This is a genomic window from Dactylosporangium darangshiense, from assembly GCF_039537565.1.
Taxonomy (GTDB): Bacteria; Actinomycetota; Actinomycetes; order Mycobacteriales; family Micromonosporaceae; genus Dactylosporangium; species Dactylosporangium darangshiense.
This window is the reverse complement of record NZ_BAABAT010000010.1, coordinates 64,622-82,518: the sequence shown is the minus strand read 5'-3', so window position 1 is coordinate 82,518 and position 17,897 is coordinate 64,622. Positions and strand designations below refer to the sequence as shown.

20 protein-coding genes and 2 pseudogenes are annotated in these 17,897 nt (G+C 71.4%); 11 read left to right on the top strand and 11 right to left on the bottom strand.

What is annotated here, in order from left to right; genetic code table 11:
* Positions 1-86: 86 nt before the first annotated feature.
* The gene (locus ABD901_RS20320; protein WP_345128670.1) at positions 87-641 is read right to left on the bottom strand and encodes a S1 family peptidase; all 555 of its coding nucleotides are present in this window, start codon (positions 639-641) and stop codon (positions 87-89) included.
* A gap of 180 nt (positions 642-821) precedes the next feature.
* The gene (locus ABD901_RS20315) at positions 822-1,616 is read right to left on the bottom strand and encodes a phosphatase (RefSeq protein ID WP_345128669.1); all 795 of its coding nucleotides are present in this window, start codon (positions 1,614-1,616) and stop codon (positions 822-824) included.
* A 59-nt stretch (positions 1,617-1,675) separates the two neighbouring features.
* Here ABD901_RS20315 and ABD901_RS20310 point away from each other — a divergent pair, with 59 nt between their 5' ends.
* A complete protein-coding gene (locus ABD901_RS20310; protein WP_345128668.1) occupies positions 1,676-2,317 on the top strand; it encodes a hypothetical protein in 642 nt (213 codons plus the stop codon).
* Positions 2,318-2,370: 53 nt separating this feature from the next.
* Entirely contained in the window at positions 2,371-4,110 is a 1,740-nt protein-coding gene (locus tag ABD901_RS20305) for an HNH endonuclease signature motif containing protein (RefSeq protein ID WP_345128667.1), read from the top strand.
* On the opposite strand, the gene ABD901_RS20300 is transcribed toward ABD901_RS20305, so the two are convergent.
* The 4 genes and pseudogenes from ABD901_RS20300 to ABD901_RS20290 form a co-directional block, all read right to left on the bottom strand.
* Positions 4,091-5,122 carry a winged helix DNA-binding domain-containing protein gene (locus ABD901_RS20300; RefSeq protein WP_345128666.1) on the bottom strand — a complete coding sequence of 344 codons (1,032 nt, stop codon included), beginning with the start codon at positions 5,120-5,122 and terminating at the stop codon, positions 4,091-4,093. The two genes, ABD901_RS20305 and ABD901_RS20300, sit on opposite strands and share 20 nt — an antisense overlap.
* A 153-nt stretch (positions 5,123-5,275) precedes the next feature.
* The gene (locus ABD901_RS59540; protein ID WP_486303871.1) at positions 5,276-5,584 is read right to left on the bottom strand and encodes a Clp protease N-terminal domain-containing protein; all 309 of its coding nucleotides are present in this window, start codon (positions 5,582-5,584) and stop codon (positions 5,276-5,278) included.
* 63 nt (positions 5,585-5,647) lie between these two features.
* A pseudogene (locus ABD901_RS59050) lies at positions 5,648-5,827 on the bottom strand (Clp protease N-terminal domain-containing protein); the annotation flags it as partial.
* Between the two features lie 150 nt (positions 5,828-5,977).
* A pseudogene (locus ABD901_RS20290) lies at positions 5,978-6,190 on the bottom strand (helix-turn-helix domain-containing protein); the annotation flags it as partial.
* 95 nt (positions 6,191-6,285) lie between these two features.
* Here ABD901_RS20290 and ABD901_RS20285 point away from each other — a divergent pair.
* The 3 genes from ABD901_RS20285 (at position 6,286) to ABD901_RS20275 (ending at position 8,514) form a co-directional block, all read left to right on the top strand.
* A complete protein-coding gene (locus tag ABD901_RS20285) occupies positions 6,286-7,461 on the top strand; it encodes an isopenicillin N synthase family dioxygenase (RefSeq protein WP_345128664.1) in 1,176 nt (391 codons plus the stop codon).
* Between the two features lie 246 nt (positions 7,462-7,707).
* Complete coding sequence (locus ABD901_RS20280) at positions 7,708-7,833, top strand: hypothetical protein (RefSeq protein ID WP_345128663.1); 126 nt, start codon at positions 7,708-7,710, stop codon at positions 7,831-7,833.
* A 498-nt stretch (positions 7,834-8,331) separates the two neighbouring features.
* Positions 8,332-8,514, top strand: a complete 183-nt coding sequence (locus tag ABD901_RS20275) for a hypothetical protein (protein ID WP_345128662.1) — start codon at positions 8,332-8,334, stop codon at positions 8,512-8,514.
* Positions 8,515-8,627: 113 nt separating this feature from the next.
* On the opposite strand, the gene ABD901_RS20270 is transcribed toward ABD901_RS20275, so the two are convergent.
* Positions 8,628-9,143, bottom strand: coding sequence for a MarR family winged helix-turn-helix transcriptional regulator (locus ABD901_RS20270; protein ID WP_345128661.1), 516 nt, complete (start codon positions 9,141-9,143; stop codon positions 8,628-8,630).
* Between the two features lie 51 nt (positions 9,144-9,194).
* Here ABD901_RS20270 and ABD901_RS20265 point away from each other — a divergent pair, with 51 nt between their 5' ends.
* Both ABD901_RS20265 and ABD901_RS20260 read left to right on the top strand, forming a co-directional pair.
* Positions 9,195-9,911 (top strand): NADPH-dependent FMN reductase, encoded by a 717-nt coding sequence (locus tag ABD901_RS20265; RefSeq protein WP_345128660.1) that lies wholly within the window; start codon positions 9,195-9,197, stop codon positions 9,909-9,911.
* Positions 9,912-10,107: 196 nt separating this feature from the next.
* Positions 10,108-10,977 carry an NAD-dependent epimerase/dehydratase family protein gene (locus tag ABD901_RS20260; protein ID WP_345128659.1) on the top strand — a complete coding sequence of 290 codons (870 nt, stop codon included), beginning with the start codon at positions 10,108-10,110 and terminating at the stop codon, positions 10,975-10,977.
* A 243-nt stretch (positions 10,978-11,220) separates the two neighbouring features.
* Here ABD901_RS20260 and ABD901_RS20255 read toward each other — a convergent pair whose 3' ends face one another.
* Positions 11,221-12,411 (bottom strand): M48 family metalloprotease, encoded by a 1,191-nt coding sequence (locus ABD901_RS20255; RefSeq protein ID WP_345128658.1) that lies wholly within the window; start codon positions 12,409-12,411, stop codon positions 11,221-11,223.
* Between the two features lie 268 nt (positions 12,412-12,679).
* On the opposite strand from ABD901_RS20255, the gene ABD901_RS20250 reads away from it, so the two are divergent.
* The 4 genes from ABD901_RS20250 (at position 12,680) to ABD901_RS20235 (ending at position 15,728) form a co-directional block, all read left to right on the top strand.
* Positions 12,680-12,898, top strand: coding sequence for a hypothetical protein (locus ABD901_RS20250; protein WP_345128657.1), 219 nt, complete (start codon positions 12,680-12,682; stop codon positions 12,896-12,898).
* 89 nt (positions 12,899-12,987) lie between these two features.
* Positions 12,988-14,208: a prepilin peptidase gene (locus ABD901_RS20245; RefSeq protein ID WP_345128656.1), complete on the top strand. Its 1,221-nt coding sequence runs from the start codon at positions 12,988-12,990 to the stop codon at positions 14,206-14,208.
* 178 nt (positions 14,209-14,386) lie between these two features.
* Positions 14,387-15,130: a phosphatase PAP2 family protein gene (locus ABD901_RS20240; RefSeq protein ID WP_345128655.1), complete on the top strand. Its 744-nt coding sequence runs from the start codon at positions 14,387-14,389 to the stop codon at positions 15,128-15,130.
* 139 nt (positions 15,131-15,269) lie between these two features.
* A complete protein-coding gene (locus ABD901_RS20235) occupies positions 15,270-15,728 on the top strand; it encodes a VanZ family protein (RefSeq protein ID WP_345128654.1) in 459 nt (152 codons plus the stop codon).
* Here the strand turns inward: ABD901_RS20235 and ABD901_RS20230 are convergent.
* Genes ABD901_RS20230 through ABD901_RS20220 form a run of 3 tightly spaced genes read right to left on the bottom strand, consistent with a single transcriptional unit; the run spans position 15,664 to position 17,851 of the window.
* Positions 15,664-16,299: a lysoplasmalogenase gene (locus tag ABD901_RS20230; RefSeq protein ID WP_345128653.1), complete on the bottom strand. Its 636-nt coding sequence runs from the start codon at positions 16,297-16,299 to the stop codon at positions 15,664-15,666. The genes ABD901_RS20235 and ABD901_RS20230 overlap by 65 nt on opposite strands.
* On the bottom strand, positions 16,296-17,123 hold the full coding sequence (locus ABD901_RS20225; RefSeq protein WP_345128652.1) for a sterol desaturase family protein: 828 nt from the start codon (positions 17,121-17,123) through the stop codon (positions 16,296-16,298). The genes ABD901_RS20230 and ABD901_RS20225 overlap by 4 nt, the downstream gene beginning before the upstream one ends.
* Positions 17,120-17,851: a FadR/GntR family transcriptional regulator gene (locus ABD901_RS20220; protein WP_345128651.1), complete on the bottom strand. Its 732-nt coding sequence runs from the start codon at positions 17,849-17,851 to the stop codon at positions 17,120-17,122. The genes ABD901_RS20225 and ABD901_RS20220 overlap by 4 nt, the downstream gene beginning before the upstream one ends.
* Positions 17,852-17,897: the final 46 nt, after the last annotated feature.

The following is a 17,897-nucleotide window of genomic DNA, read 5'->3' as shown; positions in this document are numbered from 1 at the left end:
CACCCGGGTACGACAAAACGGGGACCGGGCGACGCCGCCGCCCGGTCCCGCTGGTGAGCTGCGCCTGCGCGGCAGCCGCTCGATGATCAGTAGCCCCTGTCAGTAGAGCCCTGCGGTCCGAGCAGCCCGACTTGCATGGCCTGGCCGCCGGAGATCGTCGGGCGCAGGGCGCTGGCGAGCCGCTCGATGCGGGCGCCGCTGCCGAGGCTCGCGACGAGGCCCTCGAGGGTCTTGACGTGCTCGGCCGGCACGGTGCTGTCGACGGACACGACGACCTGGTTGGCGACCGGGTCGACTGCCCAGGCGGTGCCGGGGATGGCGGCCTTGGCGTCGAGCGTCGAGGTGATCCGGGCGAGCTCGGCGCCGCTGTGCTCGACCTTGCGCGCGACGGCGCCGCTGGCTTCGACGGTCGCGGCGGTGCCCGCGTCGGTGACGGTGACGACCATCTTGCCCAGCTCCGCGTCGTAGTACGCGCCGGCCGTACGGGTGCCGAGCTGCGCGACGAGGGCGTCGGTCGTACGCGCAGCGAGGGCCGGCGAGTCCTGCGCCGCGAGTGCGGCGGACGGGGTCAGCACAGCACCGGCGGCCAGGCCGGCGGCGATCACCGCGAGCAGCCTGAATGAGGACTTGGTGGGTCTCACGTCAGCCTCCCAAACATCGGAGCCAATAAATATTGGCCGCGACCGATGCTTTCATTGGGAAGGAACCCACACAAGAATCACGGGCGAATTAGCCCATAGCACCCGTGTCATATCTTTCGGGCGACACTCGACCCTCCGGCGGCCCGCGCTCGCCCGGGCGTCATGCGATGAACGACCAGGTCAGGCCGCGGACGCGACGCCCTCCACCAGGAACTCGCTGACCGGGCCGTACAGGTGCGGCTGGACGTTGTCGTCGATCGGGACCGTCACCGACACGCGCCCCTCGGCCTCGCCGATGAACAACGCCGGGTCGTTGCTGTCGGCGAACGACACCACGTCGAGGCCGGCCGCGGCGGCCGCGCCGGCGAACCCGTGGTCGGCGACGACCAGGTCGGGCGGCGCCTCGCCACGCGACTCGAGGTCGGCCAGCATCGCCCGCATACCGTCCGGCGAGTGCGTGTGCCACAGCGCGATGCCGCGCTCCGCGGCGACGGCGACGCCCCCGACGTACCGAATGGCCAGGGGAAACTCGCGACCACCGTAACGGCCCGGCGAGTCGAACATGGCACCCGGCGCGGGCTGCATCAGCTCGCACCCGGCTGCGCGCAGTGCGGCGGCGATCGCCAGGTGCACCTCGATGATGCCCGCCGGGTGGCCGGTTGCCACGATCACCCGCTCGCGGCGGCGTGCGGCCAGGCGCAGGCGGTCGCGCATCCGCTCCAGCGCGCCGACCGTCTTGTGCGGGTCGATGACGTCGGTGCCGGTCGAGCGGTCCGGATCGGGGTCGATGCCGACGCGCTCGGCCATCACCGCCAGCACCTGCGCCGCGGTCCAGGTCTTGAGCGGTACCAGGCCGAACACGTAGCCTTCGCGACCTTCGGCAAAGGCGGCGGCGTTGCCGTGATTGGAGTCCCGCGTGGTCTCGACATCACCGGCGATCAGGGCCTCGCGAAGATAACTCACAAGCTCAGGCATGTGAACCATGGTAGGTACCGTGCCCGCCACCGCCGAGGAATGCGGCTTAAGGTCACAGTATGGCCGACATCTACCTCGAGACGGGCAAGAAGAAGGTCTTCGCGGGCAGCCTCGACTGGCCCGGCTGGGGCCGCTTCGGCAAGAGCGAGGAGGAGGCGATCGAGGCGCTCGCCGCCTACGGCGCTCGCTACGAGCCGATCGCCACCGCCGCCGGGTACAGCTTCCCGGCCGCCCCTCGCCTGAACGTGGTCGAACGGGTGCCCGGCACCGCGACCACCGAGTTCGGCGCGCCCGACGGCCACCCTGCCGCGGATGGTTCGGCAGTCACGGCAGCGGTGGCGGGGCGGCATACGAAGCTGCTGCGCGCCGCGTGGGCAGCCTTCGACGCGTACGCCGCGATTGCGCCCGAGTCGTTGCGCAAGGGGCCGCGGGGCGGAGGGCGGGACCGCGACAAGATGATCGGCCATGTCATCGAGACCGAGTCCGCGTACGCCCGGAAGATCGGCGTCAAGCACCGGCCACCCGCGCTCGAGGATCGCGCGGCCGTGGATGCTCTGCGCGACGACGTCATCGCCACGCTCGGTCGTACCAGCGACGGCGGGCCGCTGACCGACAACGGCTGGACCGCACGGTACGCCGCCCGGCGGTTCGTGTGGCACGTGCTGGATCACTTGTGGGAGATGGAGGATCGCTCAGCGTGACATAGGAGATCGGGAATGCGGGCGTTGCGGGTGCGGGCGGTTACGGTCGGGGCGTGGACGCGACGGCGGTGGCAGGGCCTCTCACGGAGGCGCTCGAGTCGCTTGCCGGGCTCGATCTCGAGACGCTCGACGATCCGGCCGTGCGGGACTCGCTCCTGGCGCTGCTGCGTTGCCAGCATCGCCTCGACGCCGTCATCGGCCGGTTCGTCGGCGCCTTCGACGACCGGCGGCTGAGCCACAAGGACGGGTTCGGCACGACGCGGCAGTGGCTGGTCGGGTTCGGCCGGCTGTCCGGGCCGGCCGCCGGCGGGCGGATGCGCGCCACCGAGGTCACGCGGCTGCTTCCCGAGCTCGCGCAGGCGTTCGAGGCCGGCGAGGTGAGCGCCGAGCACGTCAACCGGATCGGGATCACCGCCGAGGAGGTCGGCGACGAGGTCATCGAGCAGGCCGAGCACACGCTGGTCGAGCTGGCGCAGAACGCCGGGCCAGAGCATCTGCACGAGGCGTGCGGCCACCTGCGGGACTTGGCGCTGGCGGACAAGAGCACGCCGCCGGAGGAGCAGTACCGGCGGCGTGGCGTGACCCTCACCCGGCTTGGTGACATGTGGCGGCTTCGGGGTGTGCTCGATACCGAGACCGGGGCGCTGTTCGGGACCGCGCTGGACGCGTTCACGAAGCCACCGGGGCAGGGGGACGATCGCAGTCCCGCCCAGCGGCGGCATGACGCGGCCGCGGACATGCTCAACGCGGTGCTGCGCTCGGGGCAGGCGCCGGAGGTCGCCGGCGGGCGGCCCTGCATCGGGCTGCTCATGCCGGTTCGGCGGTATCTGCGGTTGCACGATCACAGCGGTACCGAGGCGGAGGAGACCTCTGGCGTTGACGGCCGTGACGCCGCTGGATCCGTAGGTGACGACGGTGGCCAGGGGAACGACGGCGCCGAGGGCAGCGACCTCGCCGGGCTGGATTCGGCTGGCGACGATGGGGCTGCAGTGATGTCCGGGTGGGGGCCGGTGAGCGATGCGCTGGCCGCGCGGCTCAGCTGCGATGCGACGTTGCAGCAGCTGTGGCTGCACCCGGTGAACGGGGTGCCGCTGAAGCTCGGGCGGTCGTACCGCAACACGCCTTGGCCGCTGCGGCGGGCGCTCGCGGCGCGTGACCCGCATTGCCGGTGGCCGGGGTGCCGGATTCCGGCGAACTGGTGCGACAGCCATCATCTGCGGGAGTGGATTCGGGACAACGGCGAGACCGACGTCGACAACCTTGTGCTGTTGTGCCGGTATCACCATGTGTGCATGCATGAGCGGGGCTGGCAGATGTTCCGCGAGCCACGAAGCGGGTGGGTCTGGATCATGCGGCCCGATGGGCGGAGGTATGAGCTCGGGCCGAGCCGGCCTCGGGTCGATGCAAAGCCGCCGGGTGAGCAGGGCGACATACCGGAGCCGATCACGCGGGCTGCAACGGCGGCGGGGAGTTCGGGCGTGCTGTCGCCGTACACACCGGCCGTCGGCGATGCGGCATCGCGAGCCGCGGAGGCCTCGGCGGCGCCAAGCGGGAGCGGTCTGTCGACTGCGGCGTCCGGAGTCCTTGCTGGCGGGCCCGGCCTGTCGGCGGGTGCGACCACGGCGCTGCCCCCGTCGCCCACGGATCGTGCGGGGCCGGGACCGGGATCAGGACAAGGAGCAGGGTCGGGGCCCGGGCCGGCCCCGGGGTCAAGCACGGGACCGGGCCGGGGTACGCGGGCGAGCCGCGGGCGGCACAGCCAACAGCGGCGGCTCAGGCGTGGAACGACGTGAGGCGCTCCGCTTCGGCGTCGACCTGGCGCTGGACCCGCGCCGGTAGCGGGGCGAACGGCTCCCACTCGACCCGCTTTGCCTTCAACGCCCACGTGCCGGCCACCTGACCGTCGACGAGGACGGTGCCGATCGACTGCGGCATGCGCACGTGGAACACCTTCGATCGGTGCTCCTCGGGCAGGATGAGGGTCCGGCGGGCGTGGGCGAGCAGGATCGCGTCAAAGGTCGGGAGGAACCGCACCGGGGCTGGAGTGTCCGCGTCCGGCAGTGGGGCGCCGGGCAGGTCGACGAGTTCCCGGCCGCGCTCGTCGCGGAACGTGTGCAGCTCGTGCCGGGCGAGCACCTTGGCCACCGTTGACACCGGCAGCCCCGCCCAGTCTGCGATCTCCGTGCGGTGGGCCGGCCCGAACGCACCGAGGTATCGCCGGATCAGCAGGTCCTGCGCATCGTCCTCGGTTACCTCGGGCAGGCCCACCCAGTCCTCGGCGGCCCCGAACAGATCGGCCCGGCGCCGCGCCCATGTGCCCGACGGTGGGACCCGGACCATGTCGAGGTACATGCCGATGCCGTGGCGGATCTGCGGGCCGAACAGCTCGTCGAGTTCCGTACGGCGTACCGGGCGCTCGCCCAGGAGCGTGCGTAGGCGGAGAGCGGCCTCCTCCATCGCGGCCGGATCGGGCTTGTCACGGACCGCACGCACGTAGGCGTCGCGGCGCGCGTTCCTGACGCCGACCGCGAACGGCCAGTAGTCGTCCTTGGACACGAGATGGATCGTGGCGCGCAGCAGGGTCGCCTGGATAACGTCGCGGCGTTCCAGCATGCGCGTCAGCTCTTCGCGGTCGAAGCCTTCGATGCGGGTCCACAGGCCGATGTACATCGACGGCGCATACTGGGCCTGCAGTCCGCCCATCCGCCGCAGTACCTCGGGGATGTCCAGCGATACGCGTTCCAGCAGCATCTGGCGGGCGAGCAGCGCCCGGTTCAGGTCACGCCAGGTGAGGGTCCGCTCCATACCGGAACGGTAGACGATCGGCCGCCAGGCTCTCGGGCTCGGCCGGGTAGTCCTCGTGCACTTGCGATGGGGTAGGGGCCTGAGTTGCCGGAGCAGAAGCCTCGTGCGGGCCATCCTCGACGAAGTTGACTCGTCGGAGGCGCCTGTCTGTCGTCAGGCGGCGTTCTTCAATGCGGTCAACACGAGGTCCATGGTCCGGTCGTAGCTCATGCCCTGCTCGCGCAGCAGGCGACCGCCGGCTCCCCGCTCCTCCTTGAGCACGGCCAGCAGGATGTGCTCGGTACCGATGTAGTTGTGCTTCAACGACAACGCGATCCGCAGTGACAATTCGAGACTCTTCTTCGCCCCGTTGTTGAACCGCGTCGGCACCTTCGACCGGCGGAACAGGAACCCGCCGCGCTCGGCCGGCTCGGCGCGCTCCAGCGCGCCGGTGCCGAACGTCTGCTCAACGCTCGCTCGCACCGCATCAAGGTCGATGCCGATGGAACGCAGGGCGGCCGCATCATCCCCCGCCGCGACGGCGTTGCGAACATCGTCGTACTCGACGCCGCACGCGCGAAGAACGCCGTTGCCGATGCCGCCTTCCTCACGCAACAGCGCCAGCACCAGGTGCTCGGTGCCGATCGCGCGGTGGTCGAGGGCGTCCGCCTCGTCCTTGGCGACCCGGACAACGGTCCGGGCCCGGTCGGTGAATCGCTCGAACATCAATGCTCCCCTTTCGACGTACGCGCCGGCACCGGCGCATCACTTGTCGTTTGCGTCGCTCGCCGACGCCTCGTGCTTCGATGCCGCGACGTTGGACGGCCCGGCCTGCGTCGCAGCGGACGGCCGTGACGCTTCGGCAGCCGGGGGCGTCGGCGCGCGGCCGGCATGCTTCTTGTGCACCGCCTGCCTCGACACGTCGAGAGCGTCGGCGATCTCTTGCCAGGACCAGCCCTGCAGGCGTGCGTTGTCGACCTGGAGCACCTCCAGCGCGTCGGCGAGCCGCCGTAGCGCCACGGCCGCTCGCAGGCCGATGCGCGGGTCCGGATTGGCCGCCGCCGCCGCGAGGTCACTTGCCTCCGTCATGCGTCAACCATAGTTGACAGCATCTCGCGGCGTCAACCATGGTTGACGCGATTCGGCGACGACATCCCCGGAAGGCGGCGCCTACGCTTCGTGGCGTGAGCTCATCTCAGGCCAGCCTCCCCGTCGTCGACGTCGCCAACCTGGTCCGCAACGGCGAGGACGAGCGTGCCGCGCGCGAAATCGAATCGGCGTGCCGCGCCAGCGGGTTCTTCTACGTATCCGGCCACGGTGTCGACCCCGCACTCATCGCCCGGCTCGACCGCGCGGCCCGCGAGTTCTTCGCGTTGCCCGAGCCCGAGAAGCTCGAGATCGCCATGGCCCGTGGCGGCCGGGCATGGCGGGGGTTCTTCCCCGTTGGCGCCGAGCTCACGTCCGGCGTTCCGGACCAGAAGGAAGGGCTCTACTTCGGCACGGAGCTGGGCCCGGAAGCCCCGCAGGTGCGCGCGGGACTGCCACTGCACGGTGCCAACCTCTTCCCGCGCCAGGCTCCCGAGCTGCGCGACACGGTCCTGGCATACCTGGACGCAATGACGACCACCGCCCAGGCGGTCCTGCGCGGGATCGCGCAGAGCCTCGACCTACCGGCCGACTACTTCGCCTCCGGGTACACCGCGAACCCGACCGTCCTGTTCCGCATCTTCCACTACCCACCGACTCCGCCGGACAGCACCGCGTGGGGAGTCGGCGAGCACACCGACTACGGCCTGCTGACCCTCCTGCTCCAGGACGACAACGGCGGCCTCCAGGTCCGGATGCCGGAGGATCCGACTGCGGATGCGGTGCCTGGACGGCCGAGCGCCGGCGCCCCTGGACCCAACGACCCGCCATTCAACGACGCCGATCAGACCTACCGCAACAACGACAACGCCGTCGCATCCGCCGAACACGCCCGCACCCAGGATCACACCGCAAAGTGGCTCGACGCCCCGCCGATCCCCGGCACGTTCGTATGCAACATCGGCGACATGCTCGACCGGATGACCGGCGGCTGGTACCGCTCGACGCCGCACCGGGTCCGAAACGTGAGCGGCAACGAACGCCTGTCGTTCCCGTTCTTCTTCGACCCGGACTTTGCAGCCGAGGTCCCACCGCTACCCGGACGAGCCGCCGACGACGGCACCCGCGCCTCAAGACGCTGGGACGGTCAGGACCTGAGGGCGTTCACCGGCACGTACGGTGAATATCTCGTGCGAAAGGTGGGCAAGGTGTTTCCGGAGTTGATCGCGGACGTCGGAGGCGGCACCACAACCGGCATCGGCCCAACCACCTGACCCCCCGGCCGCACCTGGGCGGGCGCCAATCGCTTCCCGGAGCCTGAACGGGAGACGGCCATGAGCACGCCCGGTGGAGCCGTCCGTCGAGCGGTACCCGTTACCCCACGACGGTGCGCATCGTAGAACCCACGGAGGGGTTCGACGAGACGTTCGAGCAGGTCGGGCACGTGGCACGATGACGGGAGCAAACCTGTCCGCGGTGTTCGTAGCGTAAGAGTCACCACACCGCAACAGGAGGCGACGATGGCCACCCCGACCACCACCACGACCCGGAAGCTGACCCCGTTCAACGCAGAGCAGGGCATGCTGGTCTTCCTGGCGGCGGTCGTCCTGCTGAGCGTGATCGGCGTGATCCTGGTCGGTGGCTGATCCGCGACCCCGTCGCGAACACTACCGATCGCGAACGTCACCCAAGGCCCGCGCCTTGGCGACGACGCCGACCACAAGCCGCGGACGTCCCGCCGGGCACCGACCGACCAACCAACGAGACTCCAGCACCACCCGAAATGCGCACCGGCAGCAAGCCCGTATTCGACAACAACGCAGGCAGCAGACCTCGACAGCGACAGACCTCGAACAGGAGCCACGAGACGTGATTCGAGGCCACGAGCCCCTCGAGGAACCCGATCGGCCGGCCGACGACGACACGTCGAGCCGGCCGATTCCGTCGCTGCCCGCTGCCGGTCGGCAGCTACCCTGACCGCACCACCCTCGGCGAGGGCGCCGGCGAACTCCCGCAAACCGGCCGACCCCCGAAATCTGGTCCCCTCCGCAAAGCGCCCGGCTCTCGAAGAACAGCACGCCGAAGGCGCCCCATCCCCGCCGCGGGCCGCGGTAGGCGTACGCACTGGTGGCGGTCGGTCGGCCATGATGGTGCTGGCCGGCGGCGCGTTCGTCGCGAAGGACCTCCTCGTCGGGTACGTCACGAGCAACGACCTCATCGTCCCCGCGGCGGAGCAGGAGGACCGCCACATAACGCTCGCGGCCGTCCGCACCAACGCCGTCGAGACGTTCCTGGCATCCCACGTCGACCTTGTGAGCAAAAGCTGAACTCGCCATCGGTACCGCGGGAACGCCCGCCAAACCGAGCCGAACCGACGTAGGCGCCTTTACAACCGCGCCGGCCACAGAAAGCCACCGGCTGCGCCGCGCGATGCCCGCCGCTAGTCCACGTGCCGGCGCAGGTGCTCCAGCACCGTCTCGGTGACCTCGCCCAGGACCCGCACCTGCTCGTCGGTCATCAGGTCGATGAAGTGCGCCCGCACCGCGGCCACGTGCCCCGGCGCGGCCGCCCGCAGCGTCTCCATGCCCAGGTCGGTGAGCACGATGAAGGCCCCGCGGCCGTCCGACGGGCACTCCTGCCGGGTGACGAGGCCGCGCTGCTGCATGCGCGTCACGTGGTGCGAGAGCCGGCTCTTGGACCACAGCATCCGGTCGGCCATCTCGCTGAGCCGGATGCGCCGGTCCTCGGCGTCGGACAGGCTCGTCAGTACGTCGTAGTCGGGCTCCGACAGCCCCTGGTCGGCTGCGAGCTGGCGGGCCAGTTGGAGGTCGAGCAGCGCCCGCATGCGGCGGTACCCGATCCAGGCCCGGAACTCGTCGTCGTTCAGCCAGCGGGGCCCGTCGTCCGCCGGCGCTCCGGCACCGTCCGGCGCCGGAAGGAGCTCAGTGTCTTCCACGTCTCAACCATAGATGTTGACGTGTCACCAATCCAGCGCCATGATGATGACATGTCAACAATCGGATCTGACCGCCCCACCGCCACCGATGGCAGCGCTAGCAAGGGCCCCACCGACGAAGGCAACGCTGGCGAAATCGCCCGAGACGCCAGCGCCACGGCGGTCGCGACCCTCCAACGGCCGGACGAAGCCACGGCACGCCGCCCGCGCCTCGAGATCATCGTCGCGAGCACCCGCCCCGGCCGCGTGGGCCGCGTCATCGCCGACTGGTTCATCGAACGGGCCGAGCACCACGGCGGCTTCGACATCCACGTCTCCGATCTCGCCGAGCTCAACCTCCCCCTGCTCGACGAGCCGCACCACCCGTCACTGCGCCGCTACACCAAGCAGCACACCCTCGACTGGAGCGCCACCATCGACGCGGCCGACGCGATCGTGTTCGTGACGCCGGAGTACAACCACAGCTTCACCGCCCCGCTGAAGAACGCCCTGGACTACCTCGCCCACGAGTGGCGCGACAAGCCCGCCGCGTTCCTCAGCTACGGCGGCATCTCGGCCGGCACCCGCGCCGCATACGCGCTTCGCCCCGTCGTCAGCATGCTCGGCATGATGGCGATCAACGCGGCCGTCGCAGTCCCGACCCGCACCCACATCACGCCCGACAAGCGGTTCGAGTCCGACGCCGCCCTGGACGCCTCCGCGAAGGCCGTCCTCGACGACCTGGCCCGACTGGCCCCGGCCTTCGCCGCCCTCCGCGCCGTGAAGTAGCCGGCCCAGAACGGCGACCGGCCGGAACTATGCCACCAGCCGTAGCCGGCCCGAGCAGCCGAATCAGAGGACAAGCGCCCAACCGAGCCGAGCGGTTCGACGCAGCCGAACAGCCGAGAGCCGTCGGGACAAGCCGGCAACCGCCCGGGACCAGGCCTGGTGATCCGCCCGGGGCGTCGCATGACAGGATCGGCCCATGTCGCGGATCGTCGTCACCGGAGCGAACGGCAAAACCGGGCGGGTGGTCGTGGCCGACCTGCTCGCCCACGGACACGACGTCGTCGCCACCGACGCCGTCGGACGGGCCGGCCATCTCAGCATCGCCGAGCTCGGCGTGCCCATGCTGATCGCCGACCTGACCGAGTACGGCCAGGCGGTCGAGGTGCTGCAGGGCGCCGACGCCGTGGTACACCTGGCAAACATCCCCGCACCCGGGATGTATCCGCCGGCGGTGACCTTCAACCGCAACTCCGCGATGAACGCCAACGTCTTCCTGGCGGCACAGGCGGTGGGCCTCGGCCGGGTGGTCTGGTCGTCGAGCGAGACGACCCTGGGCCTGCCGTTCGACACTCCGCCGCGCTACGCACCGGTCGACGAGGCCCACTTCCCGTACCCGACCACGACGTACGCCCTGTCGAAGGTCGTCGGCGAGACCCTCGCCCGGGAGATCTCCGGCTGGAGCGGCATCCCGTTCGTGGGCCTGCGCCTGTCCAACGTCCACACCGTCGACGGATCGCAGCCAGGCGACTACGCCGCCGTACCCGGGTACTGGTCCGACCCGCACGCCCGCAAGTGGAACCTCTGGGGCTACGTCGACGCCCGCGACGTCGCCGCGGCCTGCCGACTCGCGCTGGACGCCCCGATCGAGGGAGCACAGTCGTTCGTCATCGCCGCCGCCGACACGATCATGAACCGCTCGTCGGCGAGCCTCATGGCCGAGGTGTTCCCGGACGTGCCGATCCGCGGCGAGATCGGCGAGTTCGAGACCCTGCTGGCGATCGACCGCGCCCGTGAGGTCCTCGGCTACACCCCGGTCCACTCCTGGCGGGACCACGTCACCCCATAGGGCCAACAACCAGCCGCTGACCCAAAGGCTGGCGCACGACGCAGCACGCCAACGCACCGCGCGGCACACGGACCAGCGCACGCCACGTCATACGCGCCGACACCCCAGTGGGTACGCGCACCGACCCACCTCCTGAGCACAGCGCAAACGGCGCAGGCTGGGGCATAAGCACCACCACAACGGAACCGGCCGCGCCGACAGAACCGACGCGGCCGGGCACCAGCCCGAGGCGCAACGAGCCGCTCATCGCTCACGCGACAACAGCTCCAGCAGTACCGCCAAGGCAGCCGGCGAATCGAGCGCCGCCCGCGCCAGCAGGGTCAGGTTGTGCTGCTCCCCGTCCGGGCTCACCAGCACCCCCGCGGCCGCCGGATGCACGCGCCGCCAGCCGCGGGCGGTCAGCGCCGACTCGGCGACCACCACCACCGACGGCGTGCCGTCCAACTCCTCGGCCTCGGCCGGCGGCTCGGGCTGCGCCGGCCAGTTCGCCGCCACCAGCTCGTCCAGCCGCGTCAGCAGCACCTCGACGACCTCCGCCGGCCCGATCGGCGGGCGCCGCAGCAGCGTTGCCACCTGATCGGTCACCGCCCGCGCCTGGCGGGCCAGCCAGTTCGGCCACTCGTCGTCGGGCACGGCGGCGAACGTGATCCACTGGCCGGAGTCGCGCTTGAGGACGTGCCGCGCCAGCTCCCGCTCCACGTCCGGCGGCAGCGGCACCAGCGGCACCGAGTCCACGGCCCGCAGCGCCACGTGCGCCGGCGACAGCGACGCGATCGCCCCCGCCAGGCTCGGATGGCGAGACATCAGCGCCATGCGCGTGTCCTCGTCCAGCGACGCGATCACGGCCCCCGCCCGGACCGCCTCCCGCCAGCCGGCGTGCAGGTCCTGCACCCCGGCGCTGGTGCGCTGCCAGACCTGCTCCTCAACGTCGAAGGCGAGGTCGGCGAACTCGAACGCGGCCAGGTCGGCCTTGACCACGGCCCGCGCCGCGGTGTGCAGGCCCGAGGCGCTGCTGGCCGCCTGATCGGCCTTGCGCTCCAGCGCCGCCGCGAAGTCCCTCGTCGCCCGCGCGATCGTCTCCGACCGCGCCGACGGCACCATCGACAGCGGGTCCACCGCCTCCTCGTACAACGCCCGCAACCGCACCACCAGGTGCGCCCGCCGGTGGTCGACGACCGCGAGCTCGTGCGCGACGAGCGCCCGCACCTCGTCGACGGTGAGGCACTGCAGCAGCGGCAGCCCCACCATCAACAGCCGGCGGCGGCGGCTCGCCCAGGAACGGATCATTCCGTACCCGGTCAGCAGCACGGCGTCCGGACGCGCCACACCCACCCGGGCCGCGACCTCGGCGACCAGCGTCAGCAGTTCGGCCTGGGCCGCGGCCGGCACGCCCGGGTACGAGGGCACGCCCGGAGCACGCCCGCCGTACCGCATCAGCAACCACCGCGCCCGCCAAATGCTGATATTGCCGGGCAATCCGCTTCTGGGTTCTTCCACGACGGCAACCGACACAGCGAACGATCCTCATGACGCCGCCGCGGCCCGTCAACGAGTGCGGCACACGCGCCCGGGGTGAAACCCGAAAGTCACCCGGATGGCCGCCGATAGGTCCTCCAGCGACACCGGGGTGAGATGTACCGGACGGTCATGCCGTAATTGGACGCCCTGAAAGAATGCGGCCAGACGCGCAGGCCTCGACCGGGTGGCCAAGGAGGCCGAACGCGCCGGCCGATCGATCCGCGCCGTGCTCATCGACAACCACATCGTCACCGAGGAACAGCTGACCGCGGCGTCCGCCGACGCGCACGGCATCGCCACCCTCGACCTCGTCGGTTACCCGATCGCCCCGGCCACGGTCACCAAGATCCCGATGGCCCAGGCTCAGGCACCGCGTCCTCGGCATCGCCCTCAACGATCATGAAATCACCGCCGGCATCACCGACCCGGGTGACGCGCTCGCGCTGGATGACGTTCGCGCGATGAGCCTCACGGTCGAGGACGTGAGCCGCGGTGCTCCCCGCGATCCTGCGCCGCGACCCCGACGTGGTGCTCATCGGCGAGATCCGCGACGTGTGCGCCGCGGTCAGCGCGATCGAGCAATTCCACACCGAGAACGACAACACCCACCCGGTGAGCATGACCGCGGACGTCGGCGACAAAGCCGATCTTCGGCACCACGACGAGTGGCACCGCCGCTACGGCCGGTCCACCGCAGGCGGCCACGCCCTCGCCGGGCAACTCGATGCAGTACAAGAGGGCGACGGACGGCGCCGGCTACAAGGTCTGCGGCACCAACGCCGACGGCAAAGCCTTCGACATCTACGGCAGCGCGGTCGGCGGCCCACCTCGCGCGGGCCGCCGGACCCACCTTCATCGCGAAAGGACCCCACCATGACGTTCGTACTCGTCGTCGTCGGCGCGTTCGGGCTCGCGGTGGGGTCCTTCGTCAATGTGGTCGTCCATCGCTTGCCCCGCGGCGAGTCGCTGCTGCGCCCGGCCTCCAACTGTCCACAGTGCACGGCCCCGGTCCGCCCGTGGCACAACTTCCCCGTCGTCGGCTGGCTGCTACTGCGCGGCCGCTGCGCCGACTGCGCCGCCCTGATCGGCATCCGGCACCCGCTGGTCGAGCTCGGCACCGCGGCGCTGTTCGTCGCCGTCGCCGCGCGCTTCGTCGCCCCCTCCCTCGTCGCCACGAACGGCGCGAACGACACCCACAGCTGGCCGGCCGAGCCCGCCTGGTTGTATCTGCCCGCCTGGCTGTACCTCGCCGCGATCGCGGTCGCCCTAGCCCTCATCGACCTCGACGTGCTGCGCCTGCCCGACGCGATCGTCCTGCCCTCGTACATCGTGGCCCCGGTGCTGTTGCTGCCCGGCGTCATCGTCGAGCGGGACTGGTCCGCGGCGCTGCGCGGCGTGCTCGCGATGGCCGCACTGTGGACCCTCTACTTCCTGCTGTCGTTGTACCGCGGGGGAATGGGCCCGGGCGACGTGAAGCTGGCCGGCGTCCTGGGCCTGTACCTCGGCTGGCTCGGCTGGCCCTCGGTCGCCATCGGCACGCTCGCCGCCTTCGTCATCGGCGGCGCCGCCGGCCTCGCGCTGTTGGCCGCCGGCCGCGCCGGTCGCAAGACCGCGCTGCCGTTCGGCCCGTCGATGCTCGCCGGCGCCCTGATCGCACTGTTCGCCGCCGCGCCGCTCACCGACTGGTACACCAACCTGCTGGTACCTGCGTAAGCCGCACGGGCAGCTCTGACGAAGGAGCACGATGGCCGCTGCCAACCTACTGCGACCGCAGCAACTGCAGCAAAATGGAACGCCCCGCGAACGCCGAAGACCCACTCGCCTGCAGAACATCGGCGAGGACTGAACAGCCCGTAGGGGCCGCCGCCCGGCGGAATTCAGGGTCGCCTCGGTGCATCGCCTGGATGGCATCGACGCCGGCAGCGACAAGGCTGAGCGCATGACCATCACGTGGGAGGCGCCCAAGGCCGTGAACACGCTCCCGGCGCCGGTCTCGCTCGCCCGTCAGGCCGGCATCGGCCTGGCCGCACTGCTCGGATACCTCCTGGTGCGCGACGCCGCCGGCGCGGCCGACGCCCGCGCCGAGTCCAACGCCCGCGCCGTCGAGGGCCTGGAGCGCTCGGCGGGCCTGCTGCGGGAGGAGTGGCTGCGCGAGCGCGCGGCCGGCAGTGCGTTCCTGTCCGGGGCGCTGGAGTGGGTGTACACCTACGGGCACTGGCTGGCCGCCGCGGCCGTGCTCGTGTGGCTCGCCCGCCGCCACCCCGCCGTCTACTACCGTGCCCGCGACACGATGCTGCTCGTCGCCGCCGGCGCGCTGTTCGTCTTCGTCGTGTTTCCGGTCGCGCCGCCGGGCGACGGCGGCGCGTTCGCCGCGCTGCCGAGCCTGCACGCCGGCTGGGACGTCGTCGTCGGCCTGGCGATCGCGGCCGCGGCCCGCCGCGCCTGGGTGCGCGCCGCCGGCGTGGGCGTAGCCGCCGCGATGGCCGCATCCGTGGTGCTGACCGGCCACCACCACCTGCTCGACGTCCTCGCCGGCGCCACGCTGACCGCCGCCTGCTGGCTCTACCTGCGGGCCCGCCGGCGCCCGGCCGCACTGCGCGGCTATGCGGGCTGGGACGGCCTCGAACTGCACTGAACTCGAACCGCACTGAACTCGAACCGCACTGAACTCGACCTGCACCGAAACCGCCTGCGGGGGAGCGTCCCCGTCCACGCGCACTGAACCCGCACGCAACGCGCACAGGAAGAACGCATCGCCCGGCTACGGTCGGCGCATGGCGATCGACAGGCGGCGGCTCGGGCTGATCGGGACCGTCGCCGGCACCGCGCCGTGGGTCGTCATGATCCTCTGGCCGACCTCGGCCCCGCGGCGGATCAACCTCGACCCCGTCCGCGGGCTCGCCGGGGTGCTGACCAGCGGCCCGCGCGACGCGATCATCCAGATGGGCGGCAACCTGGCCGTGTTCGCCGCGTTCGGGGTGTTCGGCCCGATGCGGTGGCGGCTGGGTGTCTGGGCGGTGACCGGCCTCGCCGCGCTGGGCTCGGCCGTGCTCGAGACCCTGCAGTACGTCCTCGACCTCGGCCGCGTGACCGCCCTCGACGACGTCCTGGTCAACGCCGCCGGCGCCGGCATTGCGGCGCTGCTGGCCCGCCGCTGGCGCCGCCCCCTCAGGCGGCCGGCTCCGGTACCGGCACCGCGGACGGAGCCCGGGACGCCCAGCCCGTCGCGATGAGGGCCAGCGCGGCCGCGTAGGTCGCCATGACGACCACGTCCCGGCCGGGCAGGTCGAGCCCGGCTGCGCCCGCGCCGATGAGCAGGTCGGAGACGAGGAACACCGCGCCGCCGAGCCCGATCCGCGCCGACACGCCCGTCGCCGCGCACGCCATCGCGGCCAGCGCCAGGCTGTACCCGAGGATCGGCGCCCGCAGCGCGCCCAGGTCGGGCCACAGCACCGCGTTCAGCCCCGCCCACAGCACGGCGTAGGCGAGAACGGCGACGGCGCGGGGACGCCCCTGGCGCAGGAATGTGGCGAGCAGGCTCACCTGGGTACCGAGGAAGCAGGCCATGCCGACGAGGAACGCGAGCCGGCCGGGGAACAACAGGATGATGTCGCCCGCCGTCGCGAACCCCAGGGCGATCGCGGTGCCGTCCCGGTGACCGCGGCTCATGAGGTACCAGATGAGCAGCGGCGCCAGGAGGGGCTTGGCGATCCACTGCAGCACGCTCACGTCCGCCGCGACGGCGACCAGCTCGACGGCCGCGGCAACACCGAATGCCGCGAGCGCAAATCCCGGGCGCCTCATGCTGCGGGCTGCCAGCCCGGACGGCCGAACACGAAGCGCAGGCGGTCGCGCAGGCGGGTCGCGGCGCGCACGTCGTGCCAGATCGCCGTGTACTCGTGCGTGGCGACCCGCAACGGGTTGTAGGTGCCGATGTTCTTCGTCAGGCCGTACTGCACCGGGGCACGCTCCGGCTCGAACGAGCCGAAGATCCGGTCCCAGATGATGAGGATGCCGCCGTAGTTGCGATCCAGGTACTCCTGGTTCGCGCCGTGGTGCACGCGGTGGTGCGACGGGGTGTTGAAGAACCACTCGATCGGCGCCCACAGCCGCCCGACCCGCTCGCTGTGCAGGAAGAACTGGTACGCCAGGCTGATCGACTGCTGCAGGAACACCATCCACGGCGGGATGCCCAGCAGCGGCAGGAACAGCCAGAACGGCGTCGAGGTCATCGGCGTCCAGCTCTGGCGCAGGGCCGTGGACAGGTTGAAGAACACGCTCGAGTGGTGCACCACGTGCCCGGCCCAGAACAGGCGCACCTCGTGGTGCAGGCGGTGGAACCAGTAGTACGCCAGGTCGTCGGCGAAGAACAGCACGATCCACGTCCACGGGCTGTGCGGGTCCATGCGCAACGGCGTGAGCCCGTACAGCCCGGCGTAGGCGACGGCGACCACGAGCTTCCAGGGCACGCCGATGATCTGGCTGCCCAGGCCCATGGACAGGCTGGTGGCGGTGTCGCGGACCTCGTAGCCGCGCTCCTCGTCGTCGGGCAGGAAGCGGTACGACACCGCCTCCATCACGATCAGCAGGAGGAACGCCGGCACGGCGTACAGGACGGCGGGGATCATGCGTCGATCTCCCTCTCACGGGGGTGTGTGATGGGTGCGTTCAACAAGGCCCGAGCCTGGGCCTCGGCGGCGGCGGGGTCACCGGCCGCGATGTGCGCGCCGAGGCGGCGGTGCCCGGCGACGTCGAGGAGCTCGGCGGTGCGCCGCGCGGCCGGCACGCGCCCGACGGCGAGCGCGCCGCCGACGAGGCTGTTGAAGGCCAGCAGGTACGCCACGTTGCCGCCGCCGATGATGATCGCCCGCCACAGGGCCACGTTCGCCTCGCCCATGCGGTCCAGGTCCGGCCCGGCGCCGGCGTAGGCCTCGACGGCGGCCAGCACGGCCTCACGCGCCTCCTGAGGGGCACGCTCGGCGCACAGCCGGGCCGCGTCCGCGCCCAGGCACGCCCGCATCTCCAGCACGTCCCGCACGAGGGTGTCGAACGGCAGCACGCGCTGTTGATGGGAGCCGGGTTCGGCCGTCAGCGCCATCGCGAGGTCCAGGCCCGCGTGCAGCCGCCAGTCCAGGACCCGGGTGGCGCCGCCCTGCGCGACCCGGACGAGGCCGAGCTGCTGCAGGCGGCGCAGCGCCTCGCGGACCGCGTGCCGGTTGACCTCGAACACGGCGGCGAGGTCCCGCTCGCTGGGCAGGGCCGAGTCCGGCGCGTACACGCCGGCGAGGATCGCGTCGCGCACCTGGCCGAACACGTGGTCGGACACCGAACTGCGGCTCGCCGGCACGAACTCCATGCCGGGCAGTGTGCCACCCATCAACTGGTTGGACCAGTCCTCGCAA

Bases quoted from the DNA above. Each gene is read 5' to 3' on its own strand.
- ABD901_RS20315 (WP_345128669.1), bottom strand. From the start codon at position 1,616: ATGCCTGAGCTTGTGAGTTATCTTCGCGAGGCCCTGATCGCCGGTGAT.
- ABD901_RS20310 (WP_345128668.1), top strand. From the start codon at position 1,676: ATGGCCGACATCTACCTCGAGACGGGCAAGAAGAAGGTCTTCGCGGGC.
- ABD901_RS20300 (WP_345128666.1), bottom strand. From the start codon at position 5,122: ATGGAGCGGACCCTCACCTGGCGTGACCTGAACCGGGCGCTGCTCGCC.
- ABD901_RS20280 (WP_345128663.1), top strand. From the start codon at position 7,708: ATGGCCACCCCGACCACCACCACGACCCGGAAGCTGACCCCGTTCAAC.
- ABD901_RS20275 (WP_345128662.1), top strand. From the start codon at position 8,332: ATGATGGTGCTGGCCGGCGGCGCGTTCGTCGCGAAGGACCTCCTCGTC.
- ABD901_RS20265 (WP_345128660.1), top strand. From the start codon at position 9,195: ATGTCAACAATCGGATCTGACCGCCCCACCGCCACCGATGGCAGCGCT.
- ABD901_RS20260 (WP_345128659.1), top strand. From the start codon at position 10,108: ATGTCGCGGATCGTCGTCACCGGAGCGAACGGCAAAACCGGGCGGGTG.
- ABD901_RS20255 (WP_345128658.1), bottom strand. From the start codon at position 12,411: ATGCGGTACGGCGGGCGTGCTCCGGGCGTGCCCTCGTACCCGGGCGTG.
- ABD901_RS20235 (WP_345128654.1), top strand. From the start codon at position 15,270: ATGGCGATCGACAGGCGGCGGCTCGGGCTGATCGGGACCGTCGCCGGC.
- ABD901_RS20230 (WP_345128653.1), bottom strand. From the start codon at position 16,299: ATGAGGCGCCCGGGATTTGCGCTCGCGGCATTCGGTGTTGCCGCGGCC.
- ABD901_RS20225 (WP_345128652.1), bottom strand. From the start codon at position 17,123: ATGATCCCCGCCGTCCTGTACGCCGTGCCGGCGTTCCTCCTGCTGATC.
- ABD901_RS20220 (WP_345128651.1), bottom strand. From the start codon at position 17,851: ATGGAGTTCGTGCCGGCGAGCCGCAGTTCGGTGTCCGACCACGTGTTC.